This window comes from Streptomyces sp. NPDC058092 (genome assembly GCF_042884935.1).
Classification (GTDB): domain Bacteria; phylum Actinomycetota; class Actinomycetes; order Streptomycetales; family Streptomycetaceae; genus Streptomyces.
The window spans coordinates 1-22347 of sequence record NZ_JBHVSY010000016.1; the positions used below are offsets into that span (position 1 = coordinate 1).

Sequence of the window (22347 nt, forward strand, 5' to 3'; positions counted from 1 at the left end):
CCATCTCCCCAGCCCATTCCCCCTGCATGCCTACAAGACTGGCCCCGACTCCACCGAGCCGGGGCCAGAACCCGAGAATTTCAGCAATCTTCTAGCTAGACCTCGATGGTCCGGCATCCGCCTGGCCAGGGAACGGATGTGGCCCTGCCGAGGGGCCATCCGGATCCCAGCGAGGGACGAACGGCCCATACGTGCAGGGCGACAATCCGCTTCATGCTGAAGCCATCGACCATTCCCGAATCCCCGGGAGACCACGATGCTCACCAGAGCGCTCGACGACACCACACTGGCCGACCTCGTCGCCGATGCCACCGCCGCCCCGTCGATGCACAACGCCCAGCCCTGGCAGTTCCGCTACACCCGCGCCGGCCGCACCCTCACGCTCCGGGCGGACTTCGAGCGCGCCATGCCGGAGGCCGACCCTGCCACCCGCGCACTGCACGTGGGCTGCGGCGCGGCCCTGCTGAATCTGCGGGTGTCCGCCGCCCACCACGGCCTGGAGGCGGTCACCACGCTGCTACCCGAACCGTCGGACCCGGCCGTACTGGCCACCGTCCGTCTCGGCGTCCGCCCCCACGTTCCGCGGGAATCCGCGGACGAAGCGCTCGCCGCTCTCCACCCCGCGATCCGGGACCGGCACACCAGCCGCTACCCGTTCGACGAACGGATGGTCCCCGAAGACGTCCGCGCAGACCTCGCCGACGCGGCCCGTACCGAGGGCGCGGACTTCGCGTTCCTGACCCCCGTCCATCTGGAGACCGTGCTCGAACTGATCCGGGACGCCGAGGGATACGACCGCGGGGACCCGGCACGGGAGGCGGAGCAGGAGCACTGGACCCGGAACACGCAGACCGAGGCGCCCGTCGACGGAATCCCCGAGTACGCCTTCGGCCCCCGCGACGCCTCCGAACACGCCACCACCCGCGACTTCGCGGGCACCCGGGTCATACCCGGCCGAGCCCGTGTCCTGTTCGAGAACCGGCCCCAACTGGCCCTGCTGAGCACCCCGGGCGACCGCCCCACGGACTGGCTGCACGCCGGTCAGGCCCTGGAACGCGTCCTGCTCACCGCCACGCTCCACCAGGTGTCCACCTCGTTCGCGACCCAGCCACTCGAATGGGCGGACCTGCGGTGGATCCTGCGTGACCCGGTCTACGGCACGGGACACCCGCAGATGATCATCCGTCTGGGATACGGGCCGAGCGGCCCACGTACACCGCGACGTCCCCTGGACCGGGTACTGACCATCGAACCGTAGAAACTCGCGCCGTATGCATCGAGACAGGCAGCCACCCGAACAGAAAAGGCGGTGGGAGCGATGCAGCTCCCGATAGTTGTCGGAGTGGACGGATCGGAGGGCAGTCTCCGTGCCCTGGACTGGGCAGCGGCGGAAGCGGCACGCTCACGGCTTCCCCTGCGCGTCATCCACGCGTCGCTGTGGGAGCGCTACGAAGGCATGCTCCCGCCTTCGACACCGAGCGTCCGGCCGAGCAGGTCCTCGCCGAGCATCTGGTCGCGTCCGCGCAGGAACGTGCGCAACGCCTCCATGCGGAGGTGAGCATGGTCGCCGACGTGCAGCCCGAAAACCCGGTGAACGCACTGGTGCGCGAGAGCCATGAGGCAGCCCTGGTCGTCGTCGGATCGCACGGCCGGGGCCGGATCACCGGGATGCTCCTGGATGCGATCCGAGGCGCGGATCGGCAGCCCACGGGTGCTGAACGCGCCATGTCCTTGGCCTTCTCCAGGGGGCACTTCTTCAGTCGTGATCCGGCCTCATTCCCCTTCTGCACCGGCCCTTGCCCGTAGTGCATCGCAAAGCCTGTGGGCAGGAGCGCGTGCCACCGTCCTGCTACACCCCGTGCGGTCCGCGGCATGGGCTGAGCGGGTCGCAGGACCAGGCCGGTCGGCCCAAGCGCCGTGCGTCCCCGTGGCACACGATGGAGTGGAAGAAGGGCACGCAGAACAGTGACCGGCCCGGCTGCCGGACGGCCCCGGACCCGGACCCATGAAGGATGTGTGGAGCATGGTGCACGGAGAAAGCCACTCATCGGACAGCAAGCCGGACGCATTCCCGCCGGGAGACCTGGGCCGCCGGGTGCTGATGCGCCGCGAGCAGCTCGGGCTCAGCCGTGAGGAAGTGGCCGAGCGGGCCGGATCGGCGCCCGGATACGTCCAGTACGTCGAGGAGCAGCAGGCCACACCCGGCATCGGGTTTCTGCTGCGGCTGGCCCAGGCGCTGGAGACCACGGTGGCCGAGCTGACCGGCAGCACAACAGAACTGCCCCCGGGCATCGGCCGCGCCGGCTATCACACCCAACTGCTCGAACTCGGCCCCCAGGAGTGCCGCCGGCTGTTGTCCACCCACGGAGTGGGCCGGATCGGTGTGACGACGGACGACGGACCAGCCATCCTGCCGGTCAACTACGTCGTGGATGGTGACCGGATCTCCTATCGCTGTGCTCCCGACACGCTGCCCGCCACCGCAGCGGACCACCCGGTGGCCTTCGAGGTCGATCACATCGACGAAGCGCTGAGCCAAGGGTGGAGCGTGCTGCTCGCCGGTACGGCAGCAACCGTCACCGATCCCGAAGCCTCGCGCAGGCTGGACGAACTCGCCTACACCACTCCGTGGGCGGGAGGTCCACGGAAGGTATGGATGACCATCACGCCCACCCGCATGACCGGGCGCCGTATTCGCGTGCTCGACAGCCACGCTGCTCCGACTGGTGGTGAACCCCGAGATCCCTCGACGTGACGCCGCGAACGGTCTACCGCAGGGCCCAGGCGCACGATGTCGCAGGTTCTGATCCACGGCATGCGGCGTACCGGCCCGCCGTGTATTCCGTATGGCACCACGCGGCAGCGCCGAGCGCCTCTCCGAAAGCACGCATATCGTTCGGAGCAGGCGGTCGGGTGCATACCGTCAGCCAGGAACGGAGGTTCCATGTCAACGGCCAGGAGTCTGCTCGACGTGATCCCGCCCGAGAGCCGGGCCCGCTTGTTGGACGGGGCGGCCCAGGAAGTGCCGCTGGTCCTCGACGCACGGCTCTTCGAGGAAGGCAGAAGGGCCGACCGCTTCTGGGTCATCCGCTCCGGACGGGTCGAGGTCGACCTCCACGTGCCCGGGCGCCGTGCGGCGGTCATCGAGACGCTGGGACAGGACGATCTGCTGGGCTGGTCCTGGCTGTTCTCCCCGCACGTGTGGCACCTGGGTGCGCACGTGATCCAGGCGGGGCAGGCCGTGGAATTCGATGCCGCGGCCGTCCGCTCGCTGTGCGAGGCCGATGCGGTGCTGGGCCGGGCGGTCTACAAGTACGTCGCCGAGACAGTGGCGGAGCGACTGTACGGAACACGGAAAAGGCTGCTGCAGCTGTGCGGCCCCGGGGCCGACGCCTCTGAGGCCTGAACGGTCCGGGGCATGGGACCGTTCGGCCCTGGTGAGTTCCTCCTGCGCGAACCCACTATGAACGGGGCGGGACTGGGACTGCGCAGCCCGTCGACGGCGAGGAGGGCCACCATGAGCGACGAGACAGGGTTCTCGGCGCAGAAACCGATCCGCGTGTTCCTGCTGGACGACCACGAGGTCGTCAGGCGCGGCGTGCAGGATCTGCTCGACGCGGAACCCGACATCCAGGTCGTCGGCGATGCCGGCACAGCCGATCACGCACTGGCCCGCGGCCCGGCGCTCCGCCCCGACGTCGCGATTCTCGACGTGCGACTGCCGGACGGCGACGGGATCACGGTCTGCCGTGAGCTGCGCTCGCGGATGCCTGAACTGGCCTGTCTCATGCTCACCTCGTTCGACGACGACGAAGCGCTGCTCGACGCCATCATGGCCGGCGCGGCCGGCTACGTACTCAAGGAGATCAAGGGTGCGGACCTCGTCACCGCCGTCCGCACACTGGCTTCCGGGCGCTCGACCCTCGACCCGTCGACCACGGCACGGCTGATGAACAGCCTGCGCGAGGAGGAATTCGGCACCGGCCCCGAGGAGGAGGACGCGCTGTCGGGGCTGTCCCCGCGGGAGAAGGACGTCCTCGCGCTGATCGGTGAAGGACTGACCAACAGCCAGATCGGCAAGCGCCTCTATCTGTCGGAGAAAACGGTCAAGAACCACATCTCCCGGCTGCTGGCCAAGCTCGGCGTCGAGCGCCGCATCCAGGCTGCCGTGATCGCCGCGCACGCCACGGAATCCTCCCCGCCCGGTGCCGGGCACCATCAGCTCTGACCGCACGGCCCCTCGAAACCGTACGGCGCCCCTCGAAGCACCCCGCAAGACACCGTGCGACATCAGGAGAGCCGCAGCGGCACCCGCCAGCTCAGCCGGGTGCCGCCCTGCGCGGACGCCCCCACGTTCATCTCGCCGCCGAGTCTCGCGGCGCGCCGCGCGAGGTTGTCGAGCCCGCTTCGGGAACCGCCGGGCTCGGGCATGCCCACTCCGTTGTCGGACACGACCAGGTTCACCTCTCCTTTTCCCACCACCAGCGAGATGTCCACCGCCGTCGCCCGTGCATGGCGGGCGACGTTGCTCAGCGCCTCGCCGAGGACCGCGATCACCTGCTCGGCGGTCTCGCCCGGCACATCCGTATCGATCAGCCCGCCCATCCGCAGGGACGGCTGGAAGCCCAGGGTCCGTGCGGCCTGCTCGACCGTGATCGCCGTCCGGGCGCGCAGCCCCTGGCCGGCCCGGCCCGAGTCACGGGCGCGGAGTCCGAAGATGGTAGACCGGATGATCTTGATGGTCTCGTCCAGATCGTCCACCGCGCGCAACAGCTGCTCGCTCGCCTGTGGCTGTTCCACGAGCCGCACCACGCTCTGCAGCGTCATCCCGGTGGCGAACAGCCGCTGAATGGCCAGGTCGTGCAGATCCCTGGCGATGCGGTCGCGTTCCTCCAGCAGGGCGATCTGCTCGGCGGACTCGCGCCGTTCGGTGAGCTCCATCGCCAGAGCTGCCTGTCCGGCGAACGCCAGCAGGGGCGCGGTCTCCGCATCGGTGAAGGCGGGACCCTCCCGTACCCGGGCCAGCAGCAGTACCCCACGGGTCCGCTCCCCCGTCACCATCGGGACCGCGACAGCCGGGCCGAGCCCGGGCCACCTCGGGGGGCCTTCGGTGATCCTGGGGTCGTGTGCGACATCCAGGCTGGTAATCGGTTCGCCCGCGTCGAGAGCCGCGCCGACGAACGATCCCTCACGTGGCAGGATCAGACCGCGATGCATCTCGGCGTCCACGCCCGATGCCAGTACCACACGGAGGGACTTTCCCTCAGCGTCGGCGGGAAGTGCCAGGACGCCGAGATCCGCGCCGAGAATACGCGAGGAGTAATCGACGATCATGTGCAGGATGTGTGTGTCGTCCTCTCCGCTCAGGAGGCCCGCGACGATCTCGCTGTTGGCTTCCTGCCAGCGTTGGCGGTCGCGCGTCTGCGCATACAGACGGGCGTTCTCGATGGCGACTCCCGCTGCCACCGCGAGTGTCGAGAGCACGGTCTCGTCCTCGGCATCGAATTCGCGACCGCCCCGTTTCTCGGTGAGATACAGGTTGCCGAACACCTTGTCGCGGACCCGGATGGGAACGCCCAGGAACGAGTGCATCCGGGGATGGTTCGACGGAAACCCGTAGGACGACGGATGCTCGGAGATTTCCGCGAGCCGCAACGGCTCGGGATGGCGGATCAGCTCGCCAAGGATGCCGTGCCCTTCGGGCAGTGGGCCGATGGCCTCGCGCTGCTTCCGCGTGATGCCCACCGGCAGGAACTGCGTGAGCCGGGTTCCCTCGCCAACGACTCCCAGAGCTCCGTACTCGGCATCGACCACAATGGCCGCAGCCTCGACGATGCGGTGCAGCACCTGGGGCAGGTCGAGCCCTCTGCCCACTGACATGACGGCGTCCAACAGGAGGGCCGCCTCGGCAGGACCGCGCTTCACGGTGTCGAGGCGCCCCTGGAGGTCCTCCGGCAACGTGCTCAGCCGACGGCGCTCCTCGCCGCAGTGTTCAGTTCCGTTGTCGTCCACGGTGCCTCCGTCTCACCCCGCACATCCCGGGGCCGGCCACACCTCCACGTTAGTGGCCGCGCGCCGAGAAGCACCTGGTGGAAGCGACCCGGGTGGAGGCCATACGCCCATGCGGGCCGGGCGGCGAGGCCCGGAGCGGTGACGCAGAATCGCAGAGAGGAAGCCGGGCCCGGGACCGCGCTGCGACGGCCGGGCGGTCACCGACACAGGGGTGGCCCAGGGAGCTGGCGCGACAGCTCGCGCATCCGCTGGCGCTGCTGCTGTGGGCGAGGCCGGCCTGGCGTGGGTGGCCGGGATTGCTGTGGTGGCTGTGGTGGCTGTGGTGGCTGTGGTGGCTGTGGCGATCATGGCGGTGATCATCGTCAATACGGCGTTCGCGCTCATGCAGGAGATGCAGGCCGAGCGGGCAGTGGAGGCGCTGGGCGTAGGCGTATTCGTGGAGGACGCCGAGCACCGCCTCCATCCACTGGACGTCCATCCGCAGGTCCCTGGAGAAGAGCCCATCCATGTCAGCGGAAGTGGCGGAGTGGACGCGGTCGCACACACGGGCGACCTGCTCCTCGGCCAGGGCCAGGAAGGAGCGCAGCTCCAGGGCGCGTACCACGGCCGGGGCCGCCGTGCCGCCGACGCCTCCGCGTGCAACTGACAGATCGAGGCTTCGAAGTGTGCTTCGAGGAAAGCCACTTGGCTCGTGGGCTTCGTGGTCACACTCACGGCATGGCTCCCCTGGCGGGGGGCCTCGACCCAGAATCCTGAACACGTCTTATGCGGCTTCGGTCCAACGCCGCGTAGCCCGTGTCCTCCGGGTCAAGCCCCGTGGGCATAGTTTCCAGAGTAAGCAGTAAGCCTCAGCGGCTGCGACGGCCGACACCGCCCACTCGCCCACTCGCTGTGCCGGGCCACGATAGTTGGCACTAATCGGGCTGTGCGACCTGGGGCTCCCAACAGCCTGGCCACGCTAGTTGGCACCGTCTGGCCAAGATTCTTGACATCTGTAATGAATTGCCACGTTTGTTGGCACCGGCGCCATGGTTCAGCGCGGCAGCGAGGCCGGCGCGCATGGGGTTGCAACGGCGACAGTCTCGTCGCTTGGTTCCTTGCCGCTTTCACGTGACCTTCGGCGATTTCTACAGACCATCCAGTCGCCTGGTCACTGTGTCGAGTGTCGGCCAAGGAGGACCCTCGCGCAGCAAGCGCAGGAATTCCTCTCCGAATCGCCTCCCATTCGGAAACTGGTCGCCAAGCTCCCAACGCCACGCGGCGACCATCGCGATAACGAGCTGCCGACACTCGTCCAGCAGCCCTTGGTCAACGCTTGGGTAGTGCTCGCAGACCGCCTCGGGAACATGGGCGAGATCGAACTCGACGGGTCCACGGCAGCACGTCTCAAGGTCGATGAACAACGGGCCGTTCTTCGTGCTGAGCACATTGCCTGGATGCGGCTCGCCGTGGAGCAGCTGCTCCACGGCGCCGCGGTCGTCGATCGCTCGTCGCAGGCTTGCTAGCCTGCCGCTGAGGAACACGCGGTCCGCGTCGGTGAGCTCCGGCGAGCGATCCGGGTCGGCGACAACTTCTTCCGCCTCCGTGATCCGGTCCGTGAACCTCGGGCTCGGCACATCGACCTTGCGCATGCCGGCGTGCAGCTGCTCCAGCGCCTTGGCGTAGTCGACTGGTGAGGTGTGAGGTGTCACGGGCTCGTAGTAGGTCCACAGCGTCACTGCGAAGCCATCGCGCGTGTACACACGCGGGTCCGCCCGAGGCTCCAAGGGACACACCGGGCATCCGACCTCGGTGAGCCGCTGAGCGAGATCGACTTCGAACTGTGCAACCTCTTGTCCCACAGGGGCGACCCGGGCAAAGACGTCGCATGGCGTCAGCCGCAGTGCCAGCTTGTTCGAGTTGTGGAGAACGATTGCATCGTTGGCTGGCAGGTCGAGCGATGCGGCGACCGAAGTCGCAGCCGCGATCGCACGCGTGACGTCGGTCATATCCACCCTCGAATCTTGGCATAGATGAGCGAGGGCGATGCCAACCAGCGTGGCCAGGTGCCAACTATCGTGGCTCGGCACACTCGCCCACTCGCCCACTCGCCCACTCGCCCACTCGCCCCAACAGAGTTTGGGTGCCAACTATCTGCCGTATGTGACAACTATCGTCTGTGGTCACATGCGTTCACCGCCGTACGCGCGGCATCCCCAGGCCGATCCACGAGATGATTTCCCGTTGGATCTCATTGTTGCCGCCGCCGAAGGTGAAGATGACGGCGGACCGGTATCCGCGTTCGAGTTCGCCGTGCAGTACGACGCCCGCCGATCCTTCCTTGAGCGGTCCGGCCGAGCCGACGACCTCCATCAGCCAGGCGTAGGCGTCGCGGCGGGCCTCGGAGCCGTAGACCTTGACGGCGGACGCGTCCTGCGGGGTGAGGGTTCCGTTCTGGACCGCGGACACCATCTGCCAGTTGAGGAGCTTCATGGCGTCGAGCCTGGTGTGGGTGCGGGCGAGAAGGGTGCGGACCCAGCCGAGGTCGATGACGCGGCGGCCGTCGGCGAGCGCGGTGTCCGCCGCCCAGCGCTGGACGTTGTGCAGGGCGCGGACGGCCATGGTGCCGTGGGCGGCGAGGGTGACGCGTTCGTGGTTGAGCTGATTGGTGATCAGCCGCCAGCCCTTGTTCTCGTCGCCGACGCGGCGCGAGACGGGGACGCGGATGTTCTCGTAGTAGCTGGCGGTGGTGTCGTGCGAGGCGAGGGTGTTGATCAGGGTGCAGGAGTAGCCGGGGTCGCTCGTCGGGACGAGCAGCATGGTGATGCCCTTGTGCGGGGGCGCCTCCGGATCGGTGCGGACGGCGAGCCAGACCCAGTCCGCGGTGTCGCCGTTGGTGGTCCAGATCTTCTGCCCGTTCACGACGTAGTCGTCACCGTCGCGTACGGCACGGGTCTTGAGCGCGGCGAGGTCCGTGCCCGCGTCGGGTTCGCTGTAGCCGATCGCGAAGTCGATCTCGCCGGCGAGGACCTTCGGCAGGAAGTAGGCCTTCTGTTCCTCGGTGCCGAACTGCATGATCGTCGGACCGACGGTGTTGAGGGCCATCAGCGGCAGCGGTACACCCGCCTGGGCGGCCTCGTCGAAGAAGATGAACTGTTCCATCGGGGACAGTCCGCGGCCGCCGTACTCCGTCGGCCAGCCGACGCCGAGCCAGCCGTCGATGCCCAGGCGCCGGATCGTCTCCCGGTAGAAGCGTTTCTGTACGGCGGGGTCGGCGTGGCGCGCGTAGGCGTTGTCGGGGACCAGCCCGGCGAAGTACGTACGCAGTTCGGCGCGCAACTGCTGCTGTTCAGGCGTGTATTCGAGGTGCACGGCCCCTCCAGGAGTCTCGCGGTCGCGTCGCCCGTGTGCGGCGGCGCACACAGTAGAACGTGTTGCAAGAATCCGGAAGGGCCGGGGCGCCTCCGGCGGGCGTCAGCGCTTGACGGCGCGCAGGACGACGAACTTCGGGTTGCCCGCGACCGTGGTGCAGTTGCCGAAGGTCCGGCGCAGCTGGGTGTGGTAGCCGAGGTGCCGGTTGCCGACGACCCACAGCTCACCGCCCGGCCGCAGTGCGGCACGCGCCGTGTGGAACATGGTGCGGGCCGTCGCGTCGGTGGTGGCCTGGTGGGAGTGGAACGGCGGGTTGTTGAGGACCAGATCCACACTGGCGGGCGGCAGCTGTGTCAGCCCGTCGCCGACCACGAACTCGGCTGTGGCGTCCGGGCCGGTGTTGGCCCGGAAGGTCTCCTCGGCGGAGGCGACCGCCTGGTACGACTCGTCGATGAAGGTGACCGCCGCTTCGGGGTTGGCGAGCGCGGCGGACAGTCCGACGACGCCGTTTCCGCAGCCGAGGTCGACGATCCGGTCGGGGCCGGTGCGCGAGGGGAGATGGCCGAGGAAGAAGCGGGTGCCGACATCGAGGCGCTCGGCGCAGAAGATCCCGGCGTGGTTGGTGACGGTCAGGCCGGAGACCGGACCGACGTCCTCGGGCAGGTCGTAGCGGTACGGCCAGGGACTGGGTGTACGGGGCAGGGCCGGGTCCGGGGTGCAGAAGATGAGCCGGGCCTTCTTGACCGCGAGGGAGGTGCGGGTCGGGCCGATGATCCGCTCGAAGAGCTTGAGGGTGGAGGTGTGGATCTCCTTGACCATGCCGCTGCCGATGACGACGGTGCCCGCGTGGACGGCCGGCGCGAGCCGGTGGAGCTGGTCCTCCAGGAGCGCGAGGCTCTTGGGGACGCGCACCAGCAGGACGTCGATCCGGTCCGGCGGGGTGTCCCTGGCCGACAGGAGGCGTACGGCGTCCGCGGCCGCGCCGTTGCGTTCCAGGTTCGTCCGGGTGGCGCGCTGCGCCAGGTAGGAGTCGGTGATCTGCACGGGGCGGTGCGCGGCCAGCACGGTGCTCAGGGCGCCCCAGCGGTCGCCCACCACGACCACGGCGCCCGACAGGCCGACCGGTTCCGACCCGTCGGTCCCCTCCAGCCACCGCAGCAGATACTCATCGGCAGCGTCCCAGGCGCGGAACGGGTCGCGCGGGTCCTCGGGGAAGCGGGCCAGGTCGTACCCGGCCCCTGACGTCGTCAAACGGTTCATTGTGCACCCAGGCTAGCCGAGCCGCGGGGAGTACCCACACACTCCCCGCGCCGCCCGGACCGCCCGGCCACGGACTACGGCAGTGCCTTGTCGATCGCGGACCGGCCCTCCTGGGCGAGCCTGCGCTCCGCCCACTGAAGATTCTTCGGGGTCAGGTCCCGCCCGGAGGCGAGTACCAGGTCCTCTGCCGACGGATGGTCGCTCCCGCCGGTGTGCAAGAGGCTGTCGGGAGTCACTCCCCGCAGCGTGGGAGTGACTCCTGGGGCTGCGGATACGGATTCGGGCTCGTCACTCATGCCGCCTCCTCGTCCTTTCGGTCATTCTCGCCCCGCGCCCGGCCCGCCGCATCCGATGCCTGGGCGATCCGCTCCCGGCGCCACGGACCAGCCCTCACTTGACCTGCACATGATAGGTACACAGCGTTCACACCGTAGGCACGGTGCGTGTGGAAGGCTCCCGCTGACCACCTACCACACGACCACCGCGGCGCCGCCCCCACCCTGCGACGGCTTCGTGGTGCCCACATTTTCGGAGAGGACACCCCACATGTCCCGTCGTCACCTGCACTACCGGCGCCCCTTACTGGCGACCCTGGCCGCGTTCGCGGTACTCGCCGGCACCGCGGCCGCCGCACCGGCCGCCACACCCCGGGCCGCCGCACCCGGGGCCGCGCCGGTCGCCGCGACACCGCTCCGGACCCTCGACGACACGTACTACGAGGGCGCGCTCGGCAAGTCCGGAACCGCGCTCAAGAGCGCACTGCACACGATCATCAGCAGCCAGACCAAGATCTCCTACAGCCAGGTCTGGGACGCCCTCAAGGACACGGACCAGGACCCCGCCAACTCCTCGAACGTGATCCTCCTCTACACCGGGCGCTCCGAGCCCAAGAGCGACAACGGCGGCTCGGTCGGCCAGTGGAACCGCGAACACGTCTGGGCCAAGTCCCACGGCGACTTCGGTACCGCCACCGGCCCCGGCACCGACATCCACCACCTGCGCCCGGCGGATGTCACCGTCAATTCCATCCGCGGCAACAAGGACTTCGACAACGGCGGCAGCGCGGTCAGCGGCGCACCGGGCAACTACACCGACAGCGATTCCTTCGAACCGCGCGACGCGGTCAAGGGCGATGTGGCCCGCATGATCCTGTACATGGCGGTGCGCTACGAGGGCGACGACGCCTTCCCCGACCTCGAACCCAACGACAGGGTGTCCAACGGCTCCGCACCGTACATCGGCCGCCTCTCGGTGCTGAAGGCGTGGAGCCAGGAGGACCCGCCGGACAGCTTCGAGAAGCGGCGCAACGACGTCATATTCGACAAGTACCAGCACAACCGGAACCCGTTCATCGATCACCCGGAATGGGTCGAGTCGATCTGGTAGACGGGCCCGGCCGCGAGCAGGCTCCTCCCCGCCGTTTCAGCCGGCCGGGCCGCTCGCGCACCAGGTCGGCCTCCTCACGGGAGGCGAACGGCCGAAGGGCCGCGCGTTCGTCCTGCTCCCCGTGGCCGGGGAGCAGGACGAGGCGGTCCGCCGGGTCCACGGCGGTGCGCACGCCGCCTGCCGCGAGCCGGCCGCGTCCGCCGCGCAGCATCGCACGGACCACCGTGCCGATGTCGGCCGCCTGCCACGGATCCGGCACCACGGACCGGTCTCCCGCGGTCGCGGACCCGGCCGTCAGCCGCGCTCGGCCTGGACGATCCGGGGGAACGTCTTGACTCCGGCCGCCTTGCGGCTGTTGGCGTGCTGACCGACGGTCCGGCCGGGCGGGACGTCCGCGAAGCCGAGCACCACGGAGTCGAGCACCTTGCCGGAGGAGTCGGCGAACTCCACCTTCACGGCGTAGAAGGCCACCTTGTCCGTGCGGTTGGTGACCCGGACGAGGGCGCTGCGGAACTGCTCGGACTTCTCGACCGGCAGCCCCGTCACCGAGACGTCCTTGACCGCGTTGCCCTGACCCCGGACGCCTTCGAGCTGCTTGGCGGCCTTCTGCCGGTCGCGCTCGGCGGCGGCGGCGACCGAGGCGGCGAACTCCTGCTGGGTACGCGGGGTCGAGCTCGCGGACCGGGTCAGGGCCGGTTCCGGGGACACCGTACGGGTGCTCCTGGCCGTGCCCGGCGAGGTGGTCCCGGACCCGCCGCAGGCGGCGGTACCGGCGACGATCAACGCGGCCAGCACGGCGAGGGCCGGAATACGGACTGCGCGGCCGCCGAAGGCGTGGCGCAAGGGGCTGGTCGGGTTCACGGACACTCCGTCTGTTCGGAAGTTCGCCGGAAGGGCGTAAGGGACAGGGGGAGAGCCGAGGAGCCACAGGGCCGCCTCGGACCAATAACCAACAACTCGCCCATATTAGGTTCAAACGGTATGAATTAACTCGTTGAATTCACCCGCTTCACTCGGGAGCGGATACCAGCCCCTGGGAGAGAACGATGGACACGGACGCCCTGACCACCGGCCTGTTGAAGGAACTGCGGGCGGCCAGGCCCTATCCGGCCCTGTCCCTGACCATGCCGACGCACCGCCGCGCTCCGGACAACGCCCAGGACGCCGTACGGCTGCGCAACCTGGTGGCCAAGGCCGTCAGCCGGCTGGAAGCGGACCCCGCCGTCACCCGCGAGGCCGGGAACGCCGTCAAGGAGCAGCTCGACCGGGCGGTCACCGAGCTGGACCCGCGCCGGACCCTGGACGCCCTGGTCGTCCTCGTCACCGCCGACGAGCACCAGATCTGGCAGATTCCCCGTACCGCGCCCGATCGGGTGGTGCTCAGCGACACGTATCTGACCCGCAATCTGGTCGCCGCGAAGGCTCAGGCCCAGCCGTTCTGGGCGCTCACCGTGTCGGCCGAGCACGCCGTCCTGTGGAGCGGCACGCAGGACGGCCTGAACGAGGAGCGGACCGGCGGGTTCCCGCTGACGGCTCCGCGGGAGGCGCCCAACCCGCAGCGCGAGGAGCGGATCGGCGACACCCCGAGCACCTTCACCGACGAGGAGACGCGCAACTTCCTTCGCACGGTGGACGAGAAGCTGCGCACGGTACTGGCCGAGGACCCGCGCCCGCTGTACCTGGTCGGCCTCGCGCCCGCGCTCGCCCTTCTGGACGAGGTCGGGGAGAGCCCCAAGTCGGCCGTGGGCCGGGTCGCCAAGGGTGTGCCGGCCGACATGACGCCGGGCGACCTGCTGAAGGAGCTCCGGCCCGCGCTCGACGAGCGGCGGCAGCGGTTCGCCGCGGAGATCGACGGCAGGCTGGACGAGGCGCGTGGCCGCCGTGCCTTCGCCGGTGGCCTCGACGAGGTGTGGGCCGCGGTACGGGAGGGACGCGCCGGACTGGTCGCGGTGGAGGAGCACTTCCAGCAGACGGTGCGGGTGGCGGACGAGCACCTCGAACCGGTGAGCGGCGAAGCCGCGGACCTCACGGACAGCTCGGTCCGTGAGGACATCGTCGACGAGCTCGTCGAGGCGGCCCTGGACAGCGGCGCCGACGTGGTCTTCCTCGCGGACGACGCGCTCACGGAACACGGCCGCATCGCGGCGGCCCTGCGCTACTGAGCGGGCCGGGCAGCCCGCCGTTCGCCGCACCGGGTACGAGACAGGCGTGCGGGGCTCCGGGGCCGCTGAGACACTGGAGAGAACCCCGATCCTGCCCCGGGCCGAGCCCCGGGGCAGGTCCCAGGGAGAGGAGTGATCGCACCATGCCACGTGGATCCAACGCCAAACGGGAACGGCAGTACGAACACATCAAGGAGAGCGCTCAGGAGCGCGGGGTCAGCGAGGACCGGGCCGAGGAGATCGCGGCCCGTACGGTCAACAAGGAGCGCGCCCGCGCCGGTGAGTCGAGGACCGCGAGCCGCACGTCCATCGAGGACATGTCGTCCTCCCGGCGCGGCGGTCTGCGCTCCCACAGCGGAGCCGGGGGTCCGACGCGCGAGCAGCTCTACGAAGAGGCGAAGAAGAAGAACGTCCACGGGCGGTCGCACATGACGAAGGCCGAGCTGGAACGAGCGCTCGGCCGCTGAGCCCGCCGACCGGGCCCGGAGCGGTGTCAGCCCGCTCCGGGCCCGGTCGGCGGCCCGGCAGGACGGTGTGGGCTGCGGCCCCGACTAGGGGCCGTACCACACCGTGGTCGCGTTGCAGAACTCGCGGATGCCGTGGCCGGCGAGTTCGCGTCCGTAGCCGGAGCGCTTCACCCCACCGAAGGGCAGCGCGGGGTGGGACGCCGTCATGCCGTTGAAGAAGACACCGCCCGCCTCCAGATCGCGCACACAGCGGCGGGCCTCCTCCGCGTCGCGGGTCCAGACGTTGGAGCTGAGGCCGAAGGGGCTGTCGTTGGCGAGTTCCACGGCTTCGTCGAGTCCGTCGACCCGGTAGAGCGTGGCGACGGGGCCGAAGGTCTCCTCGCGGTGGATGCGCATGGCGGGCGTGATCCCGGTGAGGACGGTGGGGGCGTAGAACCAGCCGCGCTCCAGCTCCGGGCCCAGGCCGTCGGGCCGGCCGCCGCCGCACAGCACGCGCGCACCCTGCCGTACCGCGTCGTCCACCAGCTCCTCCAGGTCGGTGCGGCCCTGTTCGCTGGAGAGGGGGCCGACATCGGTGGCTTCCTGGAGCGGGTCGCCGACGGTCAGATCGCGCATGCCCACGGTGAACCGCTCGGCGAACTCGTCGTACACCTCCGTATGCACGAGGAACCGTTTGGCGGCGATGCAGGACTGACCGTTGTTCTGCACCCGGGCGGTCACGGCCGTACGAGCGGCCCTGGCGACGTCCGCGGACGGCAGGACGAGGTACGGGTCGCTGCCGCCCAGTTCCATGACGGTGTGCTTCACCTCGTCGCCGGCGACCGACGCGACCGAGCGCCCGGCCGGTTCGCTGCCGGTGAGGGTGGCGGCGGCGACCCGGCGGTCGCGCAGGATCGACTCGACCGCTCCGGATCCCACCAGCAGGGTCTGGAAGCATCCCGCCGGGTATCCGGCCCGGCGGAACAGACCCTCCAGGTACATCGCCGTCTGCGGGACGTTGGACGCGTGCTTGAGCAGGCCGACATTCCCGGCCATCAGCGCGGGGGCGGCGAACCGGACGACCTGCCAGAGCGGGAAGTTCCATGGCATCACGGCGAGGACGGCGCCCAGCGGGCGATAGTGGACATAGGCCCGGGACGCGCCGGAGTCCCGCACATCGGCCGCCGACGGGTGCTCGTCCGCGAGGAGTTCCTCGGCGTGGGCCGCGTACCAGCGCATCGCCTTCACGCATTTGGCGGCCTCCGCGCGGGCCGCCTTGACGGGTTTGCCCATTTCGGTGGTCATGGTGCGCGCGATGTCCTGCTGGTCCTCTTCGAGGTGGCCCGCGGCGGCGTTCAGCAGGTGGGCCCGTTCGCCGAATCCGGTGGTGCGGTACTGCCGGAACGCGGTCACGGCGGCGTCGAGCTTCTGCTCGATCTCGGCCTCCGCGAGCGCGTCGAACGTTCTGAGGGTCTCGCCGTTCGCGGGGTTGACCGTCGCGATGGGCATGGCTCTGCTCTCCTTGCCTCGGTACTTCGACCGTGCCGCGCCGTGCGCCGTGCCGCAACGCGGGCCCTGCCGGGCGGATACCCGACCGGCGCGGACCGTGCGTGCGGTGTGCACGCCGTCCGCGCCGGGAGGGTGAGGCGCTCAGCGGGTACGAGGGCGGGTGGCCCGCCTCAGACGAGAGCGGGGGCGGTGTCGCACGCAGCCGTGGATTCGGGAACGGCCTCCGGGACGGCGGCCGGCGGGCGGCGGAACTCCAGCACGCCGGGCAGCGGCGCCGACGGCACCAGCTCGACGGTGCGCGGCTCCTTCGCGTACCGGGTGAACCAGACGACCTTGCCCTCGGCGGTACGGCAGGTACCCCAGCTGTCGCTCAGCGCCATGACGCGGCTGAGACCGCCGCCGCCGGTGCTGAGCAGCCGCGGCATCTCGGCGCCGTTGTCGGCGACGGAGACCGTGAGATGCCGCCCCGACCAGCGGAGTTCGACGACACAGTTGTTGTTGTCACCGACATGCCGGTGGACATTGGTCAGCAGCTCCTCCACACCCCGGCACACCGGCCGGATGTGGAGTTCGAGACTCCAGTGGCGTAGGTGCGCTGCGATTATTCGCCGCAGCTGGCACACACGCTCTGCCGAAACCTGGAGTTCGACCGAGTAGTGCCGGTCGAGTTGAACGGTCATCGTCGAGGCTCCTCACATCGAGGCCCACTGACTTCGCCTCATTGAACCAACGACCCCCCGAATACGAAGAGTGAGCAGATGCCACTTCTGGGTCACTCCACAGGGTGACTCGGCAGAGCCGGTTGCGCAACACAGGAGTCGGCGGACCGGCCGTACGGAGAGGATCCCGCCCAGGTCACAGCAGATACGGCAGCAATGTGTCCGGGGTGATCGGGAGGCTGCGCAACCGGACACCGGTGGCGTGCCGCACCGCGTTACCGACGGCCGCCGCGGCGCCGACGATGCCGATCTCGCCGATGCCCTTGCTGCCCATCGGGTTGAGATGCGGGTCGACCTCGTCGATCCAGTCCACCTCGATGTCCGGTACGTCGGCGCAGACCGGCACATGGTAGGAGGCCAGGTCACTCTCGGTGAAGTCGCCGAAGGCGGGGTCCATGGTGCTGGACTCGGTCAGGGCCATGCCGATCCCCATGGTCATTCCGCCGGTGAACTGGGACCGCGCGGTACGGGGGTTGAGGATGCGCCCGGCAGCGAAGACGCCGAGCATCCGCCGCACCCGCACTTCTCCGGTGCGGGAGTCGACGGCGACCTCGGCGAAGTGCGCTCCGAACGCGTGCCGGGCGTAGGGGGACTCCGCGGACGTCTCCTGTTCGGTGTCCGCGAAGGCGGTCAGTCCCCCGGCGGGCAGGGGGCCGGTTCGCTCGCGCAGTTGCCGCAGGAGGTCCGTGGACGCCTTGTGCACGGACCAGCCCCAGGAGGCCGTGCCCGAGGAGCCGCCGGCCAGCGGGGCGTCGGGCAGTTCGCTGTTGCCGATGTCGATCCGGACGTTCTCGACCGGGGTTTCCAGCACGGAGGCGGCGATCTGCGCGAGTACGGTGCGGGCGCCGGTGCCGATGTCGGTGGCGTTGACCCGGATGAGGTACGAGCCGTCGGGTGCCGCGTGTGCCGAGGCGCTGGAGGCCATGATGTACACGGGGTACGTGGCGGCTGCGACGCCCGTGCCGAGCAGCAGCGGTCCCTCTTCGCGGACCGCGGGGCGTGCATCGCGGTCGTACCAGCCGAAGCGTGCGGCGCCCTTCTCCAGGCAGACCGCGAGGCCGCGGCTGCTGAACGGGCGGCCGGAGTCGGGTTCGTTCACCGGGTCGTTGCGCAGCCGCAGTTCGACGGGGTCCATGCCGAGGGCCGCGGCGAGTTCGTCCATGGCGGACTCCAGCGCGTACAGGCCCGGGGTCTCGCCCGGTGCACGCATCCAGGAGGGGCTCGGCACGTCCAGGGCGGTCACCCGATGGGCGGTACGGCTGTGGTCGGATCCGTACATGACCCGGGTCGGTACGGCTGCCTGCTCGACGAACTCCTTGACGGTGGAGGTCTGGGTGATGACCTCGTGGGTGACCGAGGTGAGGGTGCCGTCGAGTTCGGCGCCGAGCCGGACGTGCTGCACGGTGGGTGCGCGGTGGCCGACCACGGCGGCCATCTGGCGGCGGGGCAGGGCGATCTTGACGGGGTGTCCGGTGTGGCGTGCGGCCATGGCGGCCAGGACGGCCTGCGGGCGCGGGGTGCCCTTGGAGCCGAAGCCGCCGCCGACGTGTTCGGAGACCACGGTGACCTGCTGCGGGCGGAGTCCGAACGCGGTGGCGAGGCTGTCGCGGACCTTGGTGGAGCCCTGGCTGGCGTCGTGGATGGTCAGCCTGCCGTCGTCCGTCCACTGCGCGGTGGAGGCGTGCGGCTCCATGGGGTGGTTGTGCAGGGCACCGAGGGTGTAGGTGACGTCGACCTGGACGGGTGCGGCGGCGAAGGCCCGGTCGGCGTCGCCGCGTTCGCGGACGGTGGGGTAGTCGCCGTTGACGGTCTTCGGGGTGTACAGGCCGGGGTGGTCCTCGGTCAGCAGGACGTCGTGCCCGGTGGGCTCGTAGGAGATCCGCAGCGCCTCGGCCCCGGCGCGGGCCTGGTCGAGCGTGTCGGCCACCACGAGCGCGATGTGCCAGCCCCGGTGCGGGACCCGGTCGTCCTGGAGGACGGCGAGGATCGGGTCGTCGGGCCGCTTCAGCCTCGGGGCGTTCTCGTGGGTGAGGACGGCACGCACGCCCGGCAGGGCCAGCGCCTCGTCGGTGTGGATGGCACTGACGCGGCCGCGGGCGATGGTGGCGGGGACGGGCCGGCCGTACAGACAGCCCGGCGGGGTGTGCTCGGCGGCGTAGCGGGCGGTGCCCGTGACCTTGTCCCGGCCCTCGCGGCGGACGACGGGGGTGCCCAGGGGTGGAGGGGCCTGGCTCATGACGGGGTCCTCACGTCTGCGGGTCGGCGTATCTGCGGTTGCTCAGCTGTCGGCGGCGAGTTCGGCCAGTGCGTCGACGGCCAGGCTGCGGGCGAGGCCCACTTTGAACGCGTTGTCGCGCAGGGGCCGGGCCGCGGTGAGTTCGGCGTCCACGGCGCGGGCGAAGGTCTCGTCGGTGGCCGGTGCGCCCCGGAGCACGTCTTCCGCGGCGTGTGCGCGCCAGGGCCGGTGGGCGAGCCCTCCGAAGGCCAGCGCAGCATGCTCGATCCGGCCGTCGCGGACGCTCAGTACCGCGGCGACGGATGCGAGGGCGAAGGCGAACGAGGCCCGGTCGCGGGCCTTGCGGTAGAGGGATCCGGCACCGTCGGGGCGCGGCGGAAGGACCACCTCGGTGATGAGTTCGCCCGCCCTGATCTCGGTGTCCAGGTGGGGGGTGTCACCCGGCAGACGGTGGAATTCGGCGGCGGGCACGGTCCGTTCGCCGTCCGCCCCGTGCAGGTGGACGGTGGCGTCGAGGGCGGACAGGGCGACGGCCATATCGGACGGGTGAGTGGCGACGCAGTGCTCGGAGTGGCCGAGCACGGCGAGGTCACGGTGGGCGCCTTCGCGGGCGGGGCAGCCGGTGCCGTGTTCCCGTTTGTTGCACGGTTTGGACGTGTCCTGGAAGTACGGGCAGCGGGTGCGCTGCAGCAGGTTGCCGCCGGTCGTGGCGGTGTTGCGGAGCTGCCCGGAGGCGCCGGACAGCAGGGCCTGGGACAGGACGGGGTAGCGGGTGCGTACCGCGGGGTGGGCGGCCAGGTCGCTGTTGCGTACGGTCGCGCCGATGCGCAGGCCGCCGTCGTCGGTGTCGGCCACCCGGTCCAGGGGCAGTCGGCTGATGTCGATGAGCAGATCGGGGGTTTCCACACCGAGCTTCATCAGGTCGACGAGGTTGGTGCCGCCGCCGAGGAATCCGGCGGCGGGGCGGGCGCTGCTTTCCCGGACCGCTTCCTCGGTGGACCGGGCGCGGAGGTAGGAGAAGGGTTTCATGGCGCCACGTCCTCGATCGCCTCGACGATACGGGGGTAGGCGCCGCAGCGGCACAGGTTGCCGCTCATCCGCTCGCGGATCTCGGGGGCGTCGAGCGGCACCGGGGTGGATACGGGCGCGGTACGCGCGGTGACATGGGACGGGAAGCCGTCCGCCGCCTCGCCGAGCATGCCGACGGCCGAGCAGATCTGGCCGGGTGTGCAGTAGCCGCACTGCAGCGCATCGCGGTCCAGGAAGGCTTCCTGGACGGGGTGGAGCCGGTCTCCGTCGGCGAGGCCCTCGACGGTGGTGATGCGGGCGCCGTCGTGGGCGACGGCGAGCAGCAGGCAGCTGTTGGCGCGCCGCCCGTCGACGATGACGGTGCACGCCCCGCACTGTCCGTGGTCGCAGCCCTTCTTCGCGCCGGTGAGGTCGAGGTGTTCGCGCAGGGCGTCCAGGACCGTGGTGCGGTGATCGAGCGTCAGGGTCTGCTCGGTTCCGTTGATGTGCAGCGTCAGCGTGGAGCGGTCGCCGGTTGCTCCCGGCTGTCGCGCACCGTCGTCCCGCCCGCGAGAGGGGTCCACTCACTCGCACCTTTCAGAGGTGACCTTTTATCCGTTTTCTACCAGACGTGCCCTGCCTTCCTGCTTCATTGCTCCGTCGCCGGGCGGTGGCCGGCCGGCCTATCGGCCCCCGCTGCTCCGGTGGCTCCGGTGGCTTTCCAGGCGGAGCCGTACCTCTTCCTCCTGGTCTCCGGAGACCGTCCCGACGACGCGTACGTCGAAGGCGTGCGCCAGGCTCCGCCGGAGCCGTTCGACCGCCCAGTAGCCGCCCTGCACATCGATCTTCACGGGTGCGCCGAGTGCGACCGGTCCCGAGATCACTCTCTCCTCGGTGACGTCGACGGTCGCCACCCATACCGTGGGGCGCCTCTCCGCGAGCTTCCTCGGTACGTCGACAGAGGCCCGGTCGGTGGTGAAAGCGGCCCGCAGCGCATCGAAGACCATCCGCGCGTCGCCTGTGTCGCACCCGCTGATGACGACCGAGACCTCCTGTCCGTGCAGGCTCTCCTCCGGTTTCCTCTCCTTGATGCTGTTCATCGCGGTTCCTTCCGCTCGGCGTTGTGTGGTGCGGCCCCGCGCTGGGGGCCGACGGTGTAGACGGGGTCCTCGGCGGAGGTGATGCCCGCGGCGAAGATCCCGAAGCGTGTGCAGGCCGAACCCGCAAGCAGCGCGAGCCCGGCCGCGACGGCGGCGGGGCGGCCGCGGCCGCCGAGGAGCGCCGCGCCCACGGCACCGGCGGCGGTCAGGACGCGGGCGGAGCACAGCAGCGCACCGGCCCTCCCCCGGCCCCAGGTCTCGGCCACCATGCCGAGCCGGCGTTCCGCGGCCCGGCTCGCGAGGCTCTCGCCCGCCGCGGCGAGCACCGCGGCGTACCGGGCCGGCGCGTTGTCCCGTACGGGGGCCGTGACCAGCGCCATTCCCGCGGCGGCCGCCGACGCGCCGAAGACGTAAGGAAGTTCGCGGTGTGCTCCGTGCCAGGCCGTTACGGCGGTGTCGGCCGCGAGGACGGCGGTGTACGTCGCCACGGCCGGACCGAGGAGGGCGGCGGCACCGGTGGCCGCCGCGCCGGTCCGCGGCAGCCGGCCGGTGGTGGCGCAGAGCGCGGCGACGCCCGCGGCCGGTCCGTATCCGGACAGCAGCCAGGAGCCGACGCTCATCGTCGAGGTCGGTTTGAGGACGCGCAGCATGTGGGTGAATCTGGCGGGGCGGCTCGTACGGGTGAAGCGCGGGTCCACGTGGATGATGCGGGCGCCGCGCTCCTTGGCCTCCATCACCCATTGGAAGCCGACCGGGTGGGCCTCGGCGAAGTTGGACCTGATCGGCGAATCGGGGGCACCCTCGATCTGTACGACCCGGTCGCCCTTGACGTACACCTGCTGACCGCAGCCCACCGCGCAGTACGGGCAGACGGACTGCACGACCCGGTCGGACGTGGCGGTACGGGGCCTGAGACCGGCTGTCGCGGGCGACATCGCGGCACGCCCTCTGCCCAGCGGATCACCGCCGGCCAACTGCCGGTAAACCGGCCACCGGCTGAGCGGATTCGGCACTCCCACGCTTCCCTCCAGCGAATTCGAGGATCCTCTCCAGGCTCGCCCCGCTGCCGGGCGACGGCGACACGAGGCCACCGACAGGCGGACGGGCCGAGGCGCCGGGCCCGGCCCGCCGAGTGCCCCGCGTCACCGAAACACTTTT

At 70.3% G+C, this 22347-nt stretch carries 22 protein-coding genes and 1 pseudogene; 10 read left to right on the forward strand and 13 right to left on the reverse strand.

Annotated features, from left to right (window positions below; translation table 11 throughout):
* Positions 1-256: 256 nt before the first annotated feature.
* The 6 genes from ACFVV1_RS24745 to ACFVV1_RS24770 all read left to right on the forward strand — a co-directional run bounded on the left by ACFVV1_RS24745 (position 257) and on the right by ACFVV1_RS24770 (position 4228).
* Positions 257-1258, forward strand: coding sequence for an Acg family FMN-binding oxidoreductase (locus ACFVV1_RS24745; protein WP_389992987.1), 1002 nt, complete (start codon positions 257-259; stop codon positions 1256-1258).
* A 60-nt stretch (positions 1259-1318) separates the two neighbouring features.
* Positions 1319-1558 (forward strand): universal stress protein, encoded by a 240-nt coding sequence (locus ACFVV1_RS24750; RefSeq protein ID WP_389992990.1) that lies wholly within the window; start codon positions 1319-1321, stop codon positions 1556-1558.
* Positions 1510-1806 (forward strand): universal stress protein, encoded by a 297-nt coding sequence (locus ACFVV1_RS24755; RefSeq protein ID WP_389993387.1) that lies wholly within the window; start codon positions 1510-1512, stop codon positions 1804-1806. Before ACFVV1_RS24750 ends, ACFVV1_RS24755 begins: the two co-directional genes overlap by 49 nt.
* 217 nt (positions 1807-2023) lie before the next feature.
* Positions 2024-2755: a helix-turn-helix domain-containing protein gene (locus tag ACFVV1_RS24760; RefSeq protein ID WP_389992993.1), complete on the forward strand. Its 732-nt coding sequence runs from the start codon at positions 2024-2026 to the stop codon at positions 2753-2755.
* 189 nt (positions 2756-2944) lie between these two features.
* Positions 2945-3406, forward strand: a complete 462-nt coding sequence (locus tag ACFVV1_RS24765; protein ID WP_389992996.1) for a Crp/Fnr family transcriptional regulator — start codon at positions 2945-2947, stop codon at positions 3404-3406.
* A gap of 111 nt (positions 3407-3517) precedes the next feature.
* Positions 3518-4228 carry a response regulator gene (locus ACFVV1_RS24770; protein ID WP_389992998.1) on the forward strand — a complete coding sequence of 237 codons (711 nt, stop codon included), beginning with the start codon at positions 3518-3520 and terminating at the stop codon, positions 4226-4228.
* A gap of 62 nt (positions 4229-4290) precedes the next feature.
* On the opposite strand, the gene ACFVV1_RS24775 is transcribed toward ACFVV1_RS24770, so the two are convergent.
* Positions 4291-6012, reverse strand: coding sequence for a GAF domain-containing protein (locus tag ACFVV1_RS24775; RefSeq protein ID WP_389993000.1), 1722 nt, complete (start codon positions 6010-6012; stop codon positions 4291-4293).
* Positions 6013-6325: 313 nt separating this feature from the next.
* Between ACFVV1_RS24775 and ACFVV1_RS24780 the strand changes: the two genes are divergently transcribed.
* The gene (locus ACFVV1_RS24780) at positions 6326-6658 is read left to right on the forward strand and encodes a hypothetical protein (RefSeq protein ID WP_389993003.1); all 333 of its coding nucleotides are present in this window, start codon (positions 6326-6328) and stop codon (positions 6656-6658) included.
* Between the two features lie 481 nt (positions 6659-7139).
* On the opposite strand, the gene ACFVV1_RS24785 is transcribed toward ACFVV1_RS24780, so the two are convergent.
* The 4 genes from ACFVV1_RS24785 to ACFVV1_RS24800 all read right to left on the reverse strand — a co-directional run bounded on the left by ACFVV1_RS24785 (position 7140) and on the right by ACFVV1_RS24800 (position 10919).
* Entirely contained in the window at positions 7140-8000 is an 861-nt protein-coding gene (locus ACFVV1_RS24785) for a phosphotransferase (RefSeq protein WP_389993390.1), read from the reverse strand.
* Between the two features lie 184 nt (positions 8001-8184).
* Positions 8185-9363 (reverse strand): acyl-CoA dehydrogenase family protein, encoded by a 1179-nt coding sequence (locus ACFVV1_RS24790; protein ID WP_389993006.1) that lies wholly within the window; start codon positions 9361-9363, stop codon positions 8185-8187.
* Positions 9364-9465: 102 nt separating this feature from the next.
* Positions 9466-10623 (reverse strand): methyltransferase, encoded by a 1158-nt coding sequence (locus ACFVV1_RS24795; RefSeq protein WP_389993008.1) that lies wholly within the window; start codon positions 10621-10623, stop codon positions 9466-9468.
* Between the two features lie 74 nt (positions 10624-10697).
* Positions 10698-10919 (reverse strand): hypothetical protein, encoded by a 222-nt coding sequence (locus ACFVV1_RS24800; RefSeq protein ID WP_389993010.1) that lies wholly within the window; start codon positions 10917-10919, stop codon positions 10698-10700.
* A 250-nt stretch (positions 10920-11169) separates the two neighbouring features.
* On the opposite strand from ACFVV1_RS24800, the gene ACFVV1_RS24805 reads away from it, so the two are divergent.
* Positions 11170-12009, forward strand: a complete 840-nt coding sequence (locus tag ACFVV1_RS24805) for an endonuclease I family protein (protein ID WP_389993013.1) — start codon at positions 11170-11172, stop codon at positions 12007-12009.
* 294 nt (positions 12010-12303) lie between these two features.
* On the opposite strand, the gene ACFVV1_RS24810 is transcribed toward ACFVV1_RS24805, so the two are convergent.
* Positions 12304-12870, reverse strand: coding sequence for a hypothetical protein (locus ACFVV1_RS24810; RefSeq protein WP_389993016.1), 567 nt, complete (start codon positions 12868-12870; stop codon positions 12304-12306).
* Positions 12871-13055: 185 nt separating this feature from the next.
* On the opposite strand from ACFVV1_RS24810, the gene ACFVV1_RS24815 reads away from it, so the two are divergent.
* Positions 13056-14171 (forward strand): chemotaxis protein, encoded by a 1116-nt coding sequence (locus ACFVV1_RS24815; RefSeq protein ID WP_389993019.1) that lies wholly within the window; start codon positions 13056-13058, stop codon positions 14169-14171.
* Between the two features lie 143 nt (positions 14172-14314).
* Positions 14315-14638 (forward strand): plasmid stabilization protein, encoded by a 324-nt coding sequence (locus ACFVV1_RS24820; RefSeq protein ID WP_389993021.1) that lies wholly within the window; start codon positions 14315-14317, stop codon positions 14636-14638.
* Between the two features lie 84 nt (positions 14639-14722).
* On the opposite strand, the gene ACFVV1_RS24825 is transcribed toward ACFVV1_RS24820, so the two are convergent.
* The 7 genes and pseudogenes from ACFVV1_RS24825 to ACFVV1_RS24855 form a co-directional block, all read right to left on the reverse strand.
* A complete protein-coding gene (locus ACFVV1_RS24825; RefSeq protein WP_389993024.1) occupies positions 14723-16126 on the reverse strand; it encodes an NADP-dependent succinic semialdehyde dehydrogenase in 1404 nt (467 codons plus the stop codon).
* A gap of 170 nt (positions 16127-16296) precedes the next feature.
* On the reverse strand, positions 16297-16806 hold the full coding sequence (locus ACFVV1_RS24830) for an ATP-binding protein (RefSeq protein WP_389993026.1): 510 nt from the start codon (positions 16804-16806) through the stop codon (positions 16297-16299).
* Between the two features lie 175 nt (positions 16807-16981).
* On the reverse strand, positions 16982-19081 hold the full coding sequence (locus ACFVV1_RS24835; RefSeq protein ID WP_389993029.1) for a xanthine dehydrogenase family protein molybdopterin-binding subunit: 2100 nt from the start codon (positions 19079-19081) through the stop codon (positions 16982-16984).
* A 42-nt stretch (positions 19082-19123) separates the two neighbouring features.
* Positions 19124-20110 (reverse strand): FAD binding domain-containing protein, encoded by a 987-nt coding sequence (locus tag ACFVV1_RS24840; RefSeq protein ID WP_389993032.1) that lies wholly within the window; start codon positions 20108-20110, stop codon positions 19124-19126.
* On the reverse strand, positions 20107-20673 hold the full coding sequence (locus tag ACFVV1_RS24845) for a 2Fe-2S iron-sulfur cluster-binding protein (protein ID WP_389993035.1): 567 nt from the start codon (positions 20671-20673) through the stop codon (positions 20107-20109). Before ACFVV1_RS24845 ends, ACFVV1_RS24840 begins: the two co-directional genes overlap by 4 nt.
* 99 nt (positions 20674-20772) lie before the next feature.
* Positions 20773-21189 carry a hypothetical protein gene (locus tag ACFVV1_RS24850; protein ID WP_389993037.1) on the reverse strand — a complete coding sequence of 139 codons (417 nt, stop codon included), beginning with the start codon at positions 21187-21189 and terminating at the stop codon, positions 20773-20775.
* A 671-nt stretch (positions 21190-21860) separates the two neighbouring features.
* Positions 21861-22208: pseudogene (locus ACFVV1_RS24855) on the reverse strand (formate dehydrogenase); the annotation flags it as partial.
* Positions 22209-22347: the final 139 nt, after the last annotated feature.